General features: G+C 73.6%; 15 protein-coding genes and 1 riboswitch. Of the genes, 7 read left to right on the top strand and 8 right to left on the bottom strand.

The genetic code is table 11. The features are described from left to right. The first annotated feature begins 340 nt into the window (after positions 1-340). Positions 341-1,852 carry a phytoene desaturase family protein gene (locus LCE31_RS22930; protein ID WP_225017072.1) on the top strand — a complete coding sequence of 504 codons (1,512 nt, stop codon included), beginning with the start codon at positions 341-343 and terminating at the stop codon, positions 1,850-1,852. A 150-nt stretch (positions 1,853-2,002) separates the two neighbouring features. Here the strand turns inward: LCE31_RS22930 and LCE31_RS22925 are convergent, their stop codons facing one another. From LCE31_RS22925 to LCE31_RS22905, 5 genes are all read right to left on the bottom strand, one after another. After that, on the bottom strand, positions 2,003-3,277 hold the full coding sequence (locus tag LCE31_RS22925) for a hypothetical protein (RefSeq protein WP_225017070.1): 1,275 nt from the start codon (positions 3,275-3,277) through the stop codon (positions 2,003-2,005). Between the two features lie 48 nt (positions 3,278-3,325). Beyond that, positions 3,326-4,243: a methylenetetrahydrofolate reductase [NAD(P)H] gene (gene metF, locus LCE31_RS22920; RefSeq protein WP_225017068.1), complete on the bottom strand. Its 918-nt coding sequence runs from the start codon at positions 4,241-4,243 to the stop codon at positions 3,326-3,328. A 99-nt stretch (positions 4,244-4,342) separates the two neighbouring features. Further along, positions 4,343-5,017 carry a thiamine phosphate synthase gene (gene thiE, locus LCE31_RS22915; protein ID WP_225017065.1) on the bottom strand — a complete coding sequence of 225 codons (675 nt, stop codon included), beginning with the start codon at positions 5,015-5,017 and terminating at the stop codon, positions 4,343-4,345. Between the two features lie 228 nt (positions 5,018-5,245). Further along, on the bottom strand, positions 5,246-5,611 hold the full coding sequence (locus tag LCE31_RS22910) for an Rv2175c family DNA-binding protein (RefSeq protein ID WP_225017063.1): 366 nt from the start codon (positions 5,609-5,611) through the stop codon (positions 5,246-5,248). 148 nt (positions 5,612-5,759) lie between these two features. Beyond that, on the bottom strand, positions 5,760-6,923 hold the full coding sequence (locus LCE31_RS22905; protein ID WP_263632182.1) for an NAD(P)/FAD-dependent oxidoreductase: 1,164 nt from the start codon (positions 6,921-6,923) through the stop codon (positions 5,760-5,762). A gap of 132 nt (positions 6,924-7,055) precedes the next feature. Next, positions 7,056-7,167: riboswitch (TPP riboswitch) on the top strand. A gap of 110 nt (positions 7,168-7,277) precedes the next feature. Here LCE31_RS22905 and thiO point away from each other — a divergent pair. From thiO to LCE31_RS22880, 5 genes are all read left to right on the top strand, one after another. Next, on the top strand, positions 7,278-8,504 hold the full coding sequence (gene thiO / locus LCE31_RS22900; protein WP_225017059.1) for a glycine oxidase ThiO: 1,227 nt from the start codon (positions 7,278-7,280) through the stop codon (positions 8,502-8,504). Beyond that, positions 8,501-8,728: a sulfur carrier protein ThiS gene (gene thiS, locus LCE31_RS22895; protein WP_225017057.1), complete on the top strand. Its 228-nt coding sequence runs from the start codon at positions 8,501-8,503 to the stop codon at positions 8,726-8,728. Before thiO ends, thiS begins: the two co-directional genes overlap by 4 nt. A gap of 5 nt (positions 8,729-8,733) precedes the next feature. Beyond that, positions 8,734-9,528, top strand: coding sequence for a thiazole synthase (locus tag LCE31_RS22890; RefSeq protein ID WP_225017055.1), 795 nt, complete (start codon positions 8,734-8,736; stop codon positions 9,526-9,528). 233 nt (positions 9,529-9,761) lie between these two features. Beyond that, positions 9,762-11,690 (top strand): Stk1 family PASTA domain-containing Ser/Thr kinase, encoded by a 1,929-nt coding sequence (gene pknB, locus LCE31_RS22885; protein ID WP_225017052.1) that lies wholly within the window; start codon positions 9,762-9,764, stop codon positions 11,688-11,690. A gap of 138 nt (positions 11,691-11,828) precedes the next feature. Beyond that, positions 11,829-12,692 carry a deoxyribonuclease IV gene (locus LCE31_RS22880; RefSeq protein WP_225017050.1) on the top strand — a complete coding sequence of 288 codons (864 nt, stop codon included), beginning with the start codon at positions 11,829-11,831 and terminating at the stop codon, positions 12,690-12,692. Positions 12,693-12,877: 185 nt separating this feature from the next. Here the strand turns inward: LCE31_RS22880 and LCE31_RS22875 are convergent, their stop codons facing one another. Continuing rightward, the gene (locus LCE31_RS22875; protein ID WP_225017048.1) at positions 12,878-13,510 is read right to left on the bottom strand and encodes a sulfite oxidase-like oxidoreductase; all 633 of its coding nucleotides are present in this window, start codon (positions 13,508-13,510) and stop codon (positions 12,878-12,880) included. 194 nt (positions 13,511-13,704) lie between these two features. Between LCE31_RS22875 and bfr the strand changes: the two genes are divergently transcribed. Beyond that, a complete protein-coding gene (gene bfr / locus LCE31_RS22870) occupies positions 13,705-14,208 on the top strand; it encodes a bacterioferritin (RefSeq protein WP_225017046.1) in 504 nt (167 codons plus the stop codon). 120 nt (positions 14,209-14,328) lie between these two features. On the opposite strand, the gene LCE31_RS22865 is transcribed toward bfr, so the two are convergent. After that, positions 14,329-14,685, bottom strand: coding sequence for a (2Fe-2S)-binding protein (locus tag LCE31_RS22865; RefSeq protein WP_225017044.1), 357 nt, complete (start codon positions 14,683-14,685; stop codon positions 14,329-14,331). A gap of 226 nt (positions 14,686-14,911) precedes the next feature. Then, on the bottom strand, positions 14,912-16,264 hold the full coding sequence (locus LCE31_RS22860; protein ID WP_225017042.1) for a class II 3-deoxy-7-phosphoheptulonate synthase: 1,353 nt from the start codon (positions 16,262-16,264) through the stop codon (positions 14,912-14,914). Positions 16,265-16,588: the final 324 nt, after the last annotated feature.

Raw genomic sequence — 16,588 nt, 5'->3', positions numbered from 1 at the left:
GTCCCCCGTGCCCTCCCGTTCCCCCGTCCGAGAGGAGAGGGCCCGGCTTCCCTACGGGTCACCGGCCCCTCCGCGTGCACCTCCGTGCCGGGCAGGGACCGTCGCACCGTTCCGCCGCCCCGTGTCGGCGGTGCCGGTGCCTCGTCCCTTCGGCGGGCACCACTCTTCCGGTTCCGGCCCGCTGTCCCCATCCGCCGCGCTACTCATCCCGGTGCCTGAGTACGGGTACTCAGGCACCGGCGGCCCCTTGAGTCCCGATACCGGGGCCGGGGCCCGGGCCGGGCTCCGGCGGCGGACGGTGCCGGGAGGGATGTCGGAGGCTGCCGTTAGAGTCACCGGCATGGCACGGATTGCGGTGATCGGCGCCGGGATGGGCGCGATGGCGGCGGCCGCGAGGCTGGCCGTCGCGGGCCACGGGGTGACGGTCTACGAGCGGGCGGCGACGTACGGCGGCGCGGTGGGCAGGTTCGAGCGGGACGGCTTCGTCTTCGACACGGGCCCCGGTGTGCTGCACGTGCCCGCGGTCTACCGGGACCTGTTCGTGAAAACGGGCAAGGAGCCGCTGGAAGCCTGTCTCGACCTGGTGCAGCCCGGGCACGACGCGCTGCACGTCTTCGCGGACGGCACGCGGGCGCTGCTGCCGAACGCGTCGCGCGGCGGCGTGGTCGCCGCGCTCGACGCCGCCTTCGGCGCGGGCGCGGGCGCCCGCTGGGCCGACTTCCTGGGGCGCGCGGGCGACACGTGGGCGCGTGCCCGCCGGCCACTGCTTGAGGAGCCGCTGCCCGCCGACCCGGGGCCGCTCGGCCGCGACCCGTATCCGGCGCCGCGGCAGCGCAGACTGCTGCGGGGCTCCCGTCAGGCGTCGACGCTCGCGGAGATCGGCGCGTGGGAGCTCGTGGTGCCCGGCCTCGCGGCGCTTCTCGACGGGTACGCGCTCGGGTACGGCCTCGATCCGCGTACGGCACCGGCGAGCGCGTCGGTGCTGCCCTATCTGGAACAGACCTTCGGCGTCTGGTATGTGCGGGGCGGGATGCGGGAGTTGGCGCGCGCGCTGTACGAGCGGTGCGTGGCCCGCCGGGTGGAGTTCGTCTTCGGCGCCGAGGTGGCGGCGGTCGGCGAGAAGGACGGCGCGGTGTCGGGCGTGGAGCTCTCGGACGGCGTGTTCACGCCGGCGGACGTGGTGGTCGCGGGCGCAGGCCCGTCGGCGGCGCCGGACCTGTGGGGGGCCGGGCCCGCGCGCCCGCCGGAGCGCGGCGGCGGCGCGGCTCCCGGCCGGTTCACGGTGCTGCTCGCCGTCCGGGGCGGGCGCCCGGCCGGTGCGGCGCACCGCACGGTCGTGCATGCCCCGTCGGCGCACGAGGAGGCCGCCGCGGTCTTCGGCGGCGCGGGCGGTGTCCCCGCGCAGAGCCCCACCGTGACGGTGCTGCGGCCCGACGACGCGTCGACGCGGCCCGACGCGGAGCACGAGGCGGTGACGGTCACGGCGACGGTCGCCGCGCAGGGCCCCGTCGACTGGACGGACGCGGCGCTGCGCGAGCGGTACGCGGACGTGCTGGTGCGCGCGGCCTCGGCCGCCCTGCCGGATCTGGCGGAGCGGGTGGTGTGGCGTGAGGTGCGTACGCCCGCGACGACGGCGGCCGAGACGGGCGCGCCCGGCGGCGGGGTGCCCGCGCCGGCCCTCGCGGGCGCGGGCGGTCGCCTGCTGCGTCCGGCCAACACCACCGGCCTGCGCGGGCTTTACCTGGCGGGCGGCCGTTCCCATCCCGGCGGCGGGCTGCCGCATGCCGGCATGTCGGGCGCGCTGGTGTCAGGACTGATCGTGGAGGGGCCGGAGTTCCGGGGCTCGCAGTGAAGGGACCGCGGAAGGTTGGAGCCGCGCGGTCTGCGGTGGCCTCCGGCGCGTGGTGAGAGTGGCGCGCGCGTAGGACCCCGCCCGTCGTAGGACCCGGTGCGTGGCGCGCCCGTAGGACTCCGCTGCCCGCCGGACCCGCCCGGAGGGGGGTCAGTAGCGGTGGGGGCCGCCGCCCGCCTCCGGTTCCGGCTGGTGCTGCTGGGAGGGGTCGTAGGGGTACGAAGGGTCGTAGGCGCCGGGCTGCTCCGCGGCCTGCCGGCTCTGCGCGCTGTCCCGCTGCTGCGGGACCCAGACGCCGCCGGGCGGGGTGTCCGTGGCGTAGGGGTCCTGGTACTGCTGCTGCCCGCCGGAGTTCTCGTACGGGGCGTAGGACGACGGGTCGTAACCGGCGTACTGCTGCTGGTAGTCCGGCTGCGGGTAGTCGGTCCCCTCGTACGGAGAGGCCTGGTAGGCGGAGGTCTGGTACGCGTCGGGCTGGTACGTGGAGGGCGGGTACGCGGAATCCGGATATCCGCTCTGCTGGTAGCCCGTCTGCTGGAACTCCTGCTGCCCGTAGTCCTGTTGCGCGTAGTCCTGTTGCTGGTACTGCGGCTGCTGTGCGGAGCCGTCACCGATTCCGTCGGCGGCGCTGCCGGTTCCCGTCGCGCCGGTGCCGTAGCCGGTGTAGTCCTGGCCCGAGCCGGTGTCCTGGCCCGTCCCGGCGCCCTGTTCGCCGTAGCCGTGGCCGTACTGCTGCTGGGCGTAGGCGGCTTGGTCCGCCTGGTCGCCGTACGCCGTCTCGTAACCGGCGTACGCGCCGTGCCCCGTGGGCTGTTCGTAGCCGCCGTACGTGTCGTACCCCGCCGGGCTGTACTCGCTGTGGCCGCCCTCGCGCTCGGCCGCGAACACCCCCGTGCCGGCGGCCGTGTCGTCGTACACGCCGTACAACTGGCCCGTGTCGTCGGGCAGTGGCTGCGGCGCGTAGACCGTCGTCTCCCCGGGCGGGTTCCCGCCGGTGACGCCGCCGTCCTCCTGCGGGAGGTCCTGCGCCGGGGCCGCGACCATGGTCCGCTCCTCCGGCGCCTCCTGTGCGTCGGAGGTCTCCGTGCCCGGGGCGCCCTCGACGGCCGCTGCGTCCTCGGAGCCCTGCGCGCCACGCGCCGCGCCTCTGCGGCGGCGGCTGGCGGTCGGCCGTCCGCCGACCGCCCAGCCCGCCTCGTAGCCCTTGCGGAACGACAGCGTCACGTACGTCTGTCCGACGCCGAAGGCGATCGCGCCCAGCACGATCAGGACGATCTGCCCCATGACCACGCCGATGACGACGGTCACGAACCCCACGAACGCGAGCGCGCGCCAGCGCAGCCGCGCCTTGTACTGGAGCAGCACCTCGCCGAGGAGCCACAGTGCGACGAAGCCGAACGCGATGTAGAGGACCGTCCAGCCCATGTACGCCCCTCTCGTACGGCGACCGCTTCTGTACGGGTGCGGCGCCGGTCAGGAATGCCTGTGCAGTCCGAGATTCTCGTAGATCTCAAGTGTCGCCGTGGAGTTGTTCAGGGTGATGAAGTGCAGTCCCGGCACCCCCTCGGCAAGGAGCCTGGCACAGAACTCCGTGGCGAACTCGATGCCAATGGAGCGTACAGCGGCCGGATCGTCCTTGGCCGCGAGGATGCGGTCTTTCAGCTCGTCGGGGACGCTCGCCGTGCTCAGGGCCGGCAGCCGTTCCAGCTGCTTCACGGTCGTGACCGGCATGATCTCCGGGATGATCGGCGTCTCGCAGCCGGCGGCGGCGGCCTTGTCCCGCAACTGGAGATAGCCCTCGGGCCTGAAGAACATCTGGGTGATCGCGTAGTCGGCGCCCGCACGGCACTTGGCGACGAAGTGCCGTATGTCGCTGTCCCAGTCGGGCGAGCGGGGGTGCATCTCGGGGAAGGCGGCCACTCCGACGCAGAAGTCCCCGGACTCCTTGATCAGCCTGACCAGTTCGACCGCGTACTCGACGCCCTCGGGGTGCTTGACCCACTCCCCCATCGGGTCGCCGGGCGGGTCGCCCCGCACCGCGAGGATGTTGCGGATGCCGACCGCCGCGTACCGGCCGATCATGTGGCGCAGGTCCGCGACGGACTGGCCGACGGCCGTCAGGTGGGCGACGGGGGTGAGCGTCGTGTCCGCGGCGATCCGCTCGGTGGCCTTCACGGTGCCGGTACGGGTCGAGCCGCCGGCGCCGTACGTGACGGAGACGAAGCTCGGGGCGACGGCCTCGATGCGGCGCAGGGCGTTCCACAGGTTGCGCTCGCCCTTCTCGGTCCTTGGCGCCCAGAACTCGAAGGAATAGCTGGTCCCGCCGTCGGCGAGGACATCGCGGACGGTGCGCGCGTGCGGGGTCCAGGTGGACGAGGTACCGAGGGCCATATGAGCAGGTTATCGACTCGTGACCGGCGCCGTCACACCCTGAGGGCGAACCGGCCGCGAGGACGGACCGGTGCAGGGCGGGTCCTCGCGCGGGCCCGGTCAGTGCCCGGCGGCCGCCGCGCGCTCCCGGACCCGGGCGGCCAGCGCTGCGCTCGCCGCGGCGGGATCGTCGGCCTCCGTGATGGCCCGTACGACGACGACCCTGGTGGCCCCCGCGTCCAGGACCTCGTCCAGGTTGGTCTCGTCGATCCCGCCGATGGCGAACCAGGGGCGGTCGATGCCGAGGGCCGCGGTCCGCTCGGCCGTGTGGCGCACGAGGCCGAGGCCCGCCGCGGGGCGCCCCGGCTTGGTCGGTGTGGCCCAGCAGGGGCCCGTGCAGAAATAGTCGACGCCCTGCTGCCGCCCCGCCGCGTCCGCCTCGGCGTCCGCGTGCGTGGAGCGGCCGATCAGCGGCCCGTCGCCGAGGATGGCGCCCCCCCCGGGCACCGGGAGGTCGCCCTGGCCCAGGTGCAGCACGTCGGCGCCGATCGCGTGCGCGACATCCGCACGGTCGTTGACCGCGAGCAGCTTGCCGTGCCTGCGGCAGGCGTCCGCGAAGACCTGGAGGTGGTCGAGCTCCTCCGCGGCCTCCAGCGTCTTGTCGCGCAGCTGGACGATGTCGACCCCCGACGCGAGGACCGCGTCGAGGAAGGCGGGGAGATCACCCTGGCGCTTGCGGGCGTCGGTGCACAGGTAGATACGGGCGTCGGCGAGCGCCGCACGGGCCGTGGACATCGGGTGATCCCCCCACTGGTGCCGCCCCAGGGAGGGCGGCGGTGTCGTGTCGTCTCTGTTCTCCGCCGGCCGGCACGGGACCCGGTGGGACCCGGCGGGGCGTGGCCCGGTCCGGGGCCACGCGCCTCAGCGGTCCGGTCCGGACCACGCGCCTCGGCGGTCCGGTCCGGTCCGCCGCCCGGCACGCGGTCCGGTCCCGGCCGTGCCTTCGCGGTCAGCCGCCCTGCGTCAGACGGCGAGCGCCTGCGCCCGGCGCTTCACCTCCGTGCCGCGATTCTCGCCCAGCGCCTGCGCGGGCGTGCCCGGCAGGGTCGGATCGGGCGTGAAGAGCCACTCCAGCATCTCCGCGTCGGAGAAGCCGTCGTCCTTCAGGAGCGTCAGCGTACCGACGAGCCCCTTGACGACCTTGTCGCCGTCGATGAAGGCGGCGGGGACCTGGAGTGTCCGGTTCTCACCGCGCCGCACGGCGATCAGCTGGCCTTCCTTCACCAGTTGGCGGACGCGCGTCACCTCGACATCCAGCTTCTCCGCGATGTCGGGGAGGTGGAGCCACTCGGGGACGAGAGCATCGATCTTTGCGTCAATCTCGGTCACAGGGTCAAGCGTGCCATCCCGGACTGACAGACGGTAGCGGTGACGGTCCGGGCGGGGCACGCGCCGGGCCCGCCGCCCGCTCGTACGGCGGTCGCACGGCATCGGAGACGTACGGCGGAAAACCCGGGGGACGGCGGGCGGAAGCCGCTCAGCGCGCCGATTTCTTCAGCGGTACGGCCGGGTCGGCGGCCCGCTCCGGGTCGAGCCTCGCACCCGCTTCGATCAGTTTGCGGCCCTGTGCCAGGTCCCGGGGCCGGCCGACGGCGAGCAGCGCGACGAGGACGCCGTCCCGCAGCCAGACGGCCGACCAGGCGGCGCCCGCCGGGTCACCGCGCTCCACGAGCCGGTCCGCGCCGTTGTGGTGGCCGGCGTACTGCACGAACCGGCCGAACTGCTCGGACCAGAAGTACGGCACCGGGTCGTAGCGCTCCTGCGACTCGCCCGCGATGCGGGCGGCGACGGTCCTCGGGCCCTGGAGCGCGTTGTCCCAGTGGTGCACGAGCAGTCGCTCGCCGTAGCGCACGGAGGGGAAGGACGCGCAGTCGCCGACCGCGTACACATCGGGCACGGAGGTGCGCAGCGACGCGTCCGCCCGTACGGCCCCGTCGGCGTCGAGCGCGACGCCGGAGCCGGCGAGCCAGCCCGTGGCCGGCCGGGCGCCGATGCCGACAAGGACGGCGCCCGCGGCGATCCGCCGGCCGTCGTCGAGGACGACCGCGCCCTCCTCGACCCGTAGGACGCGGGCGCCCGTGAGCAGCGTGGCGCCGCTCTCCCCGTACCAGCGGGCCATCGGCGCGGTGACCTCGGCGGGCAGCGCGCCGGCGAGCGGGCGGTCTGCGGCCTCCACGACGGTGACCGCGCAGCCCGCAGCGCGCGCGGCGGTCGCGAACTCGGCGCCGATCCAGCCCGCGCCGACGATGACGATGTCGTGCTGCCGTTCCAGTACCGGCCGCAGCCGCTCCACGTCGTCCAGGGTGCGCAGGACGTGCACGCCGGGGAGGCCCGCCGTGCCGGGCAGCGTGACCGGCTCCGCGCCGCACGCGAGGACCGCCACGTCGTAGGGGACGGGGCCTTCGGCCGTGTCGATCTCCCGTGCGCCGGCCCGCAGCGCGGTCGCCGCGCGGCCGAGCCGCAGCTCCACGCCGAGCGCGTCGAAGTCGATGTCGAATGCGGAGCTCTCGCTCTGGCCGAGGAGCAGCGCCTTGGACAGCGGGGGGCGGTCGTAGGGGGGATGCGGTTCCGCGCCGACGACGGTGACGGGCCCGGCGTGGCCGCTCTCCCGCAGCGCCACCGCGGTCTGCACACCGGCCATGCCCGCGCCGACGATGACGACTCTCTGCTCCTCGCTCACGCGATCACCTTAGATCCCGATCACCCCGCCGCCCCAGTGGCCCGGCGCCCCGGCCCGCCTTACGGGACGGCGTGGCAAGGTCTAGGCTGGGCCGGGAGACTTCGCGGGAGTCCGGGCGACCGGGCTGAGAGGGAGGCTGGACGGCCTCCGACCGTACGAACCTGATCCGGGTCATGCCGGCGAAGGGAGGGGCTGGCGATCGTGCGGCCTTCTGAAACATCTGACACATCCATCACTTCCGGCACGTCTGGCGTGTCCGGACCGCCGTCCCCGGCTGATGCGGCGCGCGCCGACCGGCCCGCCGCCGCGGGTGCCGTGTCCAGCGGCCGCGGCGGCGACGACGTCCTGGTCGTCGGCGGCGGGATCATCGGCCTCGTGACGGCGTGGCGCGCCGCCCAGCGCGGGCTGCGGACGGCCGTCGTCGACCCGGAGCCCGGGGGCGGGGCCGCGCAGGTCGCGGCGGGCATGCTGGCCGCCGTCACGGAACTGCACTACGGCGAGGAGACCCTGCTCGGGCTCAACCTGGCCTCGGCGCGGCGCTATCCCGAGTTCGTGGCCGAGCTGGAGGAGGCGAGCGGCCGCGACACCGGCTACCGCGCCTGCGGCACGCTCGCGGTGGCGCTGGACAGCGACGACCGCGCCCACCTGCGGGAACTGCACGCCTTCCAGCACCGGTTGGGCCTCAGCTCGGAGTGGCTCGGCGGCCGGGACTGCCGGCGGCTCGAACCGATGCTCGCCCCGGGGGTGCGCGGCGGCCTCAGGGTGGACGGCGACCACCAGATAGACCCCCGCAGGCTCGCCGCCGCACTGGTGGCGGCCTGCGAGCGCGCGGGCGTGGCACTGCACCGCGCCTGGGCACAGCGCCTCGATGTACGGGGCGGCCGGGCGCGTGGCGCCGTACTCGCGGACGGGACGGTGCTCGGCGCGGACCAGGTCGTCCTGGCCGCGGGCAGCCTGAGCGGCCGGCTCGCGGGCGTGCCCGACGAGGTGCTGCCGCCGGTCCGGCCGGTCAAGGGGCAGGTGCTGCGGCTAACGGTGCCGACCGCCTACGCGCCGTTCCTGTCCAGGACGGTCCGTGCGGTGGTGCGCGGCGGGCACGTCTACCTGGTGCCGCGCGAGAACGGCGAACTGGTGGTCGGCGCGACGAGCGAGGAGCTCGGCTGGGACACCACGGTGACGGCGGGCGGCGTCTACGAGCTGCTGCGCGACGCGCACGAACTGCTGCCCGGCATCACGGAGCTGCCGCTCACCGAGACGCGCGCGGGGCTGCGGCCCGGATCGCCGGACAACGCGCCGCTGCTCGGCCCCACCGCGCTGCCGGGGCTGCACCTGGCGACCGGGCACTTCCGCAACGGCGTCCTGCTGACCCCGGTCACCGGCGACGCGATGGCCGAAGTACTGACGGCCGGCGAACTGCCCGAGGTGGCACGGCCGTTCACGCCCGCGCGGTTCGCGGGGGCAGCGGTGGCGCCCCGTACGGACACGCCGAGGGAGCACAGCGCACGGAGCGGAAGGACCGCACGAGAGGGGCTGCTCGCATGAGCGACGACACGGCGGCACGCGTGGTGCGCGTGTCGGTGAACGGCAAGCCGCACGAGGTCACGGCGGCGACGACGCTGGACGAGCTGGTCGCGACGCTGACGGCGGCGCCGTCCGGGGTGGCGGCGGCGCTCAACGAGACGGTGGTTCCCCGGAGCAGCTGGCCCCGGACGCGGCTCGGCGACGGCGACCGGGTGGAAGTCCTCACCGCCGTACAAGGAGGCTGACAGGGATGGCGGACGACACACTCACCATCGCGGGCGTGGCCTTCACGTCCCGGCTGATCATGGGGACGGGCGGCGCGCCCAGCCTCGACGTCCTGGAGCGCTCGCTGGTCGCGTCGGGCACCGAGCTGACCACCGTGGCCATGCGGCGGCTCGACCCGGCGGTGCAGGGCTCGGTCCTCTCCGTGCTGGAGCGGCTCGGCATCCGGCCGCTGCCCAACACCGCGGGCTGCTTCACGGCGGGCGAGGCCGTACTGACGGCGCGGCTCGCGCGGGAGGCGCTCGGCACCGACTGGGTGAAGCTGGAGGTGGTGGCGGACGAGCGGACGCTGCTGCCCGACCCGGTCGAGGTGCTGGACGCGGCGGAGACGCTGGTCGACGACGGCTTCACCGTGCTGCCGTACACGAACGACGACCCGGTGCTCGCGCGGAAGCTGGAGGACGTCGGCTGTGCGGCGGTCATGCCGCTCGGCTCCCCCATCGGCTCGGGCCTCGGCATCCGCAACCCGCACAACTTCGGCCTGATCGTGGAGCAGGCGGGCGTCCCGGTCATCCTGGACGCGGGGGCGGGGACCGCCTCGGACGCCGCGCTCGCGATGGAGCTGGGGTGCGACGCGGTGATGCTGGCGTCCGCCGTGACCCGGGCGCAGTCCCCCGCCGTGATGGCGGAGGCCATGCGGCACGGGGTGGAGGCGGGCCGGCTCGCCCGTCTCGCGGGCCGCATCCCGCGCCGCCACCACGCGGAGGCGTCGTCGCCGCGGGCGGGGCGCGCGGACCTGGACCCGGAGCGCCCGGCGTTCTGAGGACGGGGCGCGGCGGGGCCGGTGCGTACGCCGCATGCGGGGCATGGCAGGGCCGGTGCGTGCGGGGCGCGGCAGGGCCCAGTACGTAACGTCGCTTGCGGGCTGACCGTCCCGTACGGGCGAGGGTCCGCGCGGTGCGCGCCGGGTCCCTGGGCAGCTCGTGGCGTTACGGGTGTGCTGCAAGCTCCCGGGCGGGAAGGGCCGCCCCGCGGACCTGAACGTAGACTCGCCGCGTGGATACGACCCTCAATGACCCGATGGTCGGGCAGGTGGTCGACGGGCGGTACCGCGTCGACGCGCGCATCGCGGTCGGCGGGATGGCCACGGTCTACCGGGCCCTGGACACCCGTCTCGACCGGGTGCTCGCGCTGAAGGTGATGCACCCGGCGCTCGCCGCCGACGCCGGTTTCGTGGAGCGCTTCATCCGCGAGGCGAAGTCCGTGGCCCGGCTGGCGCACCCCAATGTGGTCGCCGTCTTCGACCAGGGCGCCGAGGGCGCGTACGTGTACCTCGCGATGGAGTACGTCGCCGGCTGCACCCTGCGCGACGTGCTGCGCGAACGCGGAGCGCTGCAGCCCCGCGCGGCCCTCGACATCGTGGAACCGGTGCTGGCCGCGCTGGGCGCCGCGCACCGCGCCGGGTTCGTGCACCGGGACATGAAGCCGGAGAACGTGCTGATAGGGGACGACGGGCGGGTCAAGGTCGCGGACTTCGGCCTGGTGCGGGCCGTGGACGACGTCACCACCAGCACCGGGGCCGTACTGGGCACCGTGTCGTACCTCGCACCCGAGCAGCTGGAGGACGCGGCGGCGGGCGCGGGGGCCGGCGTCGACGTGTACGCGTGCGGTGTCGTCCTGTACGAGACGCTGACCGGCCGCAAGCCGCACGGCGGCGAGACGCCCGCGCAGGTCCTGTACCAGCACCTGAACGAGGACGTGCCGGCGCCGTCGGCCGCCGTGCCAGGACTCGCACCCGAACTCGACGCGCTCGTGGCCGCGGCGACCGCCCGCGATCCGCGGACCCGCCCGCGCGACGCGGTGGAGCTGCTGGCGCTCGCCCACGCGACGCGCGCCGCGCTGAGCGATGCACAGCTGGACTCCCTGCCGCCCGCCGCACGCGCCGCGAGCGGCACGTCCGGGTCGGAGAACCGTACGAGTGTGATCCCCCGCACCGCGCCCGCCAGCCGGGACGCGGACCGGGTGGCCAGGACCAGCCGCCTCGACCTGCCGCCCGCGCCGCCCGCCGCGACGGGCCGGGGAGGGCGCGGCGGCCGGTTCCGCCGCAGGCGGAGGGCTCTCGCGGTCCTGGCCGCGCTGGTGGCGGTACTGATCGGCGTGGGGGTCTGGTACATCGACTCGGGCCAGTTCACCCGTGTGCCGTCGCTGCTCGGCCAGTCCGAGCAGGCGGCGAGGAAGCGCCTCTCGGACGCGGGTCTCGACGCCCGCGTCGACCGCGGTTACAGCGACGCCTTCGACCGGGGCACGGTCATGCGCAGCGACCCGGCTCCCGAGACCAGGGTGCGGGGCAGCGGCCCCGTGACGCTGACGATCTCCCGCGGTCCGAGGATCGTGAGCGTCCCGCGCCTGGCCGGGCTGCCGCTGGCGGACGCCAAGGCCGCGCTCGCCAAGGCGGGCCTGGCTGCGGGCCTGGTGACCACGTCGTTCGACGACGGCACCGACCGGGGCGCGGTCATCTCCTCGGACCCGGGCGCGGGCGAGCGGGTGCGCCCCGGCAAGGGGGTCGCGCTCAAGGTGAGCAGGGGCAGCGCCATCGACGTACCCGACGTGACCGGGGAGGACGTCGACGACGCCACGTCCGACCTGGCGGACGCCGGCCTGAAGGCGAAGGTCGCTCCGGCGCGTGTGGAGTCGAGCGAGGACGCGGGCGACGTGGCACGGCAGTCGCCGGGCGAGGGCGGGCAGCTGGCCGAGGGCGACACGGTCACGCTGACGGTGTCGAAGGGCCCGAAGATGGTCACGGTCCCCGATGTCACGGGCCGGTCCGCCGACGACGCGCGCGAGCGGCTGGAGGACGCGGGCTTCAAGGTGAAGGTGAAGCACAGCTTCCCGTTCATCGACGACACGATCACCGACCAGTCCGTGGACGGCGGCGACAAGGCCCCCGAGGGCAGCACCGTCACGATCAAGACCGACGGGCTGTGACGCCGGCCGGTACGTGACCTCACCGGGCACACCGGGCCCCGCACGTACGGCACCCGCAGTACTACTCCGCACTACCAACAGCACCCGCGGCACCAACACTCGGAACACGCATCACTCTCGACAAGGACGGCTCTTCCCATGCGCAACCCGCGCAACCCGGTCGGCGCCCACGTGCCCGTGGCCGGTGGCCTCGCCACGACCGGCCTCGGCTACGCACGCGACCTCGGCGCGGAGGCCGTCCAGGTGTTCGTCGCCAATCCGCGCGGCTGGGCGACGCCGTCCGGCGACCCCGCCCAGGACGAGCTGTTCCTCGCCGAGTGCGCGGCGGCCGGCCTGCCGGCGTACGTGCACGCGCCGTACCTGATCAACTTCGGCTCGCACACGGCCGCGACGGCGGAGCGGTCCGTGGAGTCGATGCGGCACAGCCTGCGGCGCGGCCGGGCGATCGGGGCGCGGGGCGTCGTGGTCCACACGGGGTCCGCGACCGGAGGACGCGACCGCGCGACCGCGCTCGCGCAGGTACGGGAGCTGCTGCTGCCGCTGCTCGACGAGCTGACGCACGACGACGACCCGCCGGTGCTGCTGGAGCCCACGGCGGGCCAGGGGTTCTCGCTCTGCTCCCGGATCTGGGACCTGGGACCGTACTTCGCGGCGCTCGACGCCCATCCGAAGCTCGGGGTCTGCCTCGACACCTGCCATGTGTTCGCCGCGGGCCACGACCTCGCGGGCGCGCACGGCATGGCGCAGACACTCGACCAGCTGGTGGAGACGGTGGGCGAGGGCCGCCTCGGCCTGATCCACGCCAACGACTCGAAGGACGTGGTGGGCGCGCACAAGGACCGCCACGAGAACATCGGAGCGGGCCACATCGGCGAGGAACCGTTCGGGGCGCTGTTCCGCCATCCGGCGACGGCCGGCGTACCGCTGGTGACGGAGACGCCCGGCGGCAAGGGCGGGCACACGGACGATGTCGCCCGGCTGAAGAAGCTGCGCGACGCCTGAGGCGGGGCCGTGGCGGGCCGGGTCCGTAAGGCGAGGCCGCGGCGGGCCGCGCGCAGGTGCTTGCGTCGTAGGCCGAGGGCACAGGACCGAGGGCCCGGGGCCGAGCGCCTGGGAACGAGGGCACAGGACAGAGCGCCCGGGAACGAGCGCACAGGCTCGAAGGGCCAGGGGTCAGGGCTTCGGCCTCAGAGTTCCGGGCCCTCGCCCGGTTCCTCCTGGTACGTGTAGCGCTGCTCGGACCACGGGTCGCCCAGGTTGTGGTAGCCGCGCTCCTCCCAGAAGCCCCTGCGGTCGGCGGTCATGTACTCGACGCCCCTGACCCATTTGGGCCCCTTCCAGGCGTAGAGGTGCGGCACGACCAGCCGCAGCGGGAAGCCGTGCTCGGCGGTCAGCAGTTCGCCGTCCCGATGCGTGGCGAAGATCGTGCGGTCGGAGGTGAAGTCCGCGAGGCGCAGATTGGCGCTGTAGCCGTACTCCGCCCAGACCATCACATGGGTCACCGAAGCGGCGGGCGGGGCGAGGTCCAGGACCGTCTTCGCGTGGACACCACCCCATTCGGCGCCCTGCATGCTGAATTTCGTCACGCAGTGGAGGTCGGACACCACCGTGGAGAACGGCAGGGCCGTGAACTCCTCGTGGTTCCAGCAGTGCTTGTCCGCGTCGGCTGTCGCGCCGAAGACCCGGAACTCCCAGCGTTCCGGCTTGAACTTCGGGACCGGTCCGTAATGGGTGACGGGCCAGCCGCGCTGGAGGCGCTGTCCCGGCGGCAGGAGAGGCCCTTCCGGTATCCGATGCCCCCCGCTCTGCTCCTCACCCATGCTTTACATGGTGACAGACCGGGAGGGGTGGTCCCGACCAGGCGGAACCCATAGCGGAACGAATCCCACCAAGGACGTCCTTACTGGACGGTGATCAGCACCGATGCGAGACTGCGCGCAGTCTCACCGGGCACATGTCCGGGCACACGTCACGCGCTACGCGTCCACCGCCGTCGCTGGAAGGAGCCGCTGCCATGCAGGGCGACCCCGAGGTACTTGAGTTCTTGAACGAGCAGCTGACCGGCGAGCTCACCGCGATCAACCAGTACTTCCTGCACGCGAAGATGCAGGAGAACTTCGGCTGGACGAAGCTCGCCAAGAACACCCGCGCCGAGTCCTTCGACGAGATGCGCCACGCGGAGCTGCTGACGGACCGCATTCTGCTGCTGGACGGCCTGCCGAACTACCAGCGGCTCTTCCATGTCCGGGTGGGCCAGAGCGTCACCGAGATGTTCGAGGCGGACCGCCAGGTCGAGGTCGAGGCCATCGACCGGCTGAAGCGCGGTATCGATGTGATGCGGTCCAAGAACGACCACACGTCCAAGCGCATCTTCGAGGCGATCCTGGAGGACGAGGAGCACCACATCGACTATCTGGACACCCAGCTCGCACTGATCGGGAAGCTGGGCGAGGCGCTGTACATCGCACAGCAGATCCGGCAGCCGGAGGACGGCGGCGACAGCGGCACCTCCCGCTGACCGCCTCGCCCCGGTGATCCTCTTGATCCCGGCGGTCCCTCCGTGACCCGGTGCTTCCCTTGGTTCCGGTGGCCTGCCCGGGCCCTGTGGCCTTCCGAAGGCCGCGCGGAGACGCGGGGGCTACGCGGCGCGCGGCAGGAATGCCGCCTCGGCGGCGACCGGTGCGGGCGTGAAGGGCTCGGCCGGAGCGGGGGTGGCGAACGGGTCGGCCGGGGAGCCGGGGAGCACGGGGTCCTGCCGGGCCGCCACGGGCTCGGACGCGGTCTCCGCTCCTGCCGGCACGTCCGCGCGGCCTCCGAGCAGCTCACGGCTGGGGCACGCCCCGCGGCCGAGTATCGACTGGATGCGCCGCACACAGCCGCCGCAGTCGGTGCCGGCCTTGCACCGGGAGGCGATCTGGCGCGGGGTGCAGGCCCCCGCCTCCGCGTGCTGTTTGACCTGTGCTTCCGTGATGCCGAAGCAGGAGCATACGTACACGCGGTTCACCTCCCCGGAGGCCGGACTCAGGACGCCGTCCCCGACGTATCGGTGAGGCTAACCTAACCTAACCCACGGGCCCGCGCCCGGAGAACCCCTCGTACGGGTGATGGGGCACGGATCACAGGCGGTGATCCGTGCCCCATCGTGTCCCTGTCGGGCGTGCGGTTCCGGCCGGGCGGTCGTGGCACGCGGTGGCCCGGGCGCCGCCCTCCCGGTGCGGCGGCTACTGGTCGCGGTACATCTCCGCGACGAGGAACGCCAGGTCGAGCGACTGGCTCCGGTTGAGCCGCGGGTCGCAGGCCGTCTCGTAGCGCTGGTGCAGGTCGTCGACGAAGATCTCGTCGCCGCCGCCCACGCACTCCGTGACGTCGTCGCCGGTGAGTTCGACGTGGATGCCGCCGGGGTGGGTGCCGAGACCCTTGTGGACCTCGAAGAAGCCCTTGACCTCGTCCAGGACGTCGTCGAAGCGGCGCGTCTTGTGGCCGGAGGCGGCCTCGAAGGTGTTGCCGTGCATCGGGTCCGTCACCCACGCGACCGTCGCGCCGGACGCCGTGACCTTCTCGACCAGCTCGGGCAGCTTGTCCCTGACCTTGTCCGCACCCATGCGCACCACGAAGGTCAGGCGGCCGGGCTCACGCTCGGGGTCCAGCTTGTCGATGTAGGCGAGGGCCTCGTCCACGGTGGTGTTCGGGCCGAGCTTGACGCCGAGCGGGTTGCGGATCTTGGACGCGAACTCGATGTGCGCGCCGTCGAGCTGGCGGGTGCGCTCGCCGATCCACACCAGGTGGGCCGACGTGTTGTACAGGTTGCCCGTGCGCGAGTCGGTACGGGTCAGCGCCGACTCGTAGTCCAGCAGCAGCGCCTCGTGCGAGGAGTAGAACTCCACGGACTTGAACTCGGCCGGGTCGGTGCCGCACGCCTTCATGAAGTTGAGCGCGTTGTCGATCTCGCGGGCGAGCTGCTCGTAGCGCTGCCCGGCCGGCGACGACTTCACGAAGTCCTGGTTCCAGGCGTGCACCTGGCGCAGGTCGGCGTAGCCGCCGGTGGTGAAGGCGCGCACCAGGTTCAGCGTGGAGGCGGACGCGTGGTACATCCGGGTCAGGCGCGCCGGGTCGGGCACGCGGGACGCCGCGTCGAACGCGAAGCCGTTGACGGAGTCGCCGCGGTAGGTCGGCAGCGTCACGCCGTCGCGCGTCTCGGTGTCCTTGGAGCGCGGCTTGGAGTACTGGCCGGCGATACGGCCGACCTTGACCACCGGTACTGAGGCGGCGTACGTGAGGACGGCGCTCATCTGGAGCAGCGTCTTGAGCTTCGCGCGGATGTGCTCGGCGGAGACGGCGTCGAACGCCTCCGCGCAGTCGCCGCCCTGGAGCAGGAAGGCCTCGCCCTTCGCGACGGCCGCCATCCGGGAACGCAGCAGGTCGCACTCGCCCGCGAAGACGAGCGGCGGGCAGGACTCCAGCTCGGCCACGGCCGCGCGCAGCGCCTCCTGGTCCGGATACACCGGCTGCTGCGCAGCGGGGAGACCTTTCCAGGTGGGCACATGCGTCGCGGGCTTCTCAGCGTTCACTGTCACGGACCCAGGTTACGCGGTCACGCAACGGGGTAGAACAAGCGGCTCACACTGTGGAACGGCGCCCGCACGCTCCGGACGCCCGGGACCGGGGCGGCGGGTGTGCGCTACAGTCGCCACATGCTCTGTCACGCGCATCAGTCCTGGTGGTGGCCGGATCGACCGGCGACCCCGCTGATTCCGCGTGCGTGACACATCGTGACGCATATCGCACGGATCGAGAAGGCCGCCCGCGGGCGGCCTTCCGTGCGTACGGGGACCCGCTGGCGCGAGGCGCCACCGGAACCGTGAGGCGGGCCGCTCCTCCCCTCCCGTAAGGACACCCGC

This window comes from Streptomyces sp. 8L (assembly GCF_020176795.1).
Taxonomy (GTDB): Bacteria; Actinomycetota; Actinomycetes; order Streptomycetales; family Streptomycetaceae; genus Streptomyces.
This window is presented reverse-complemented; position numbering and strand designations above follow the sequence as displayed.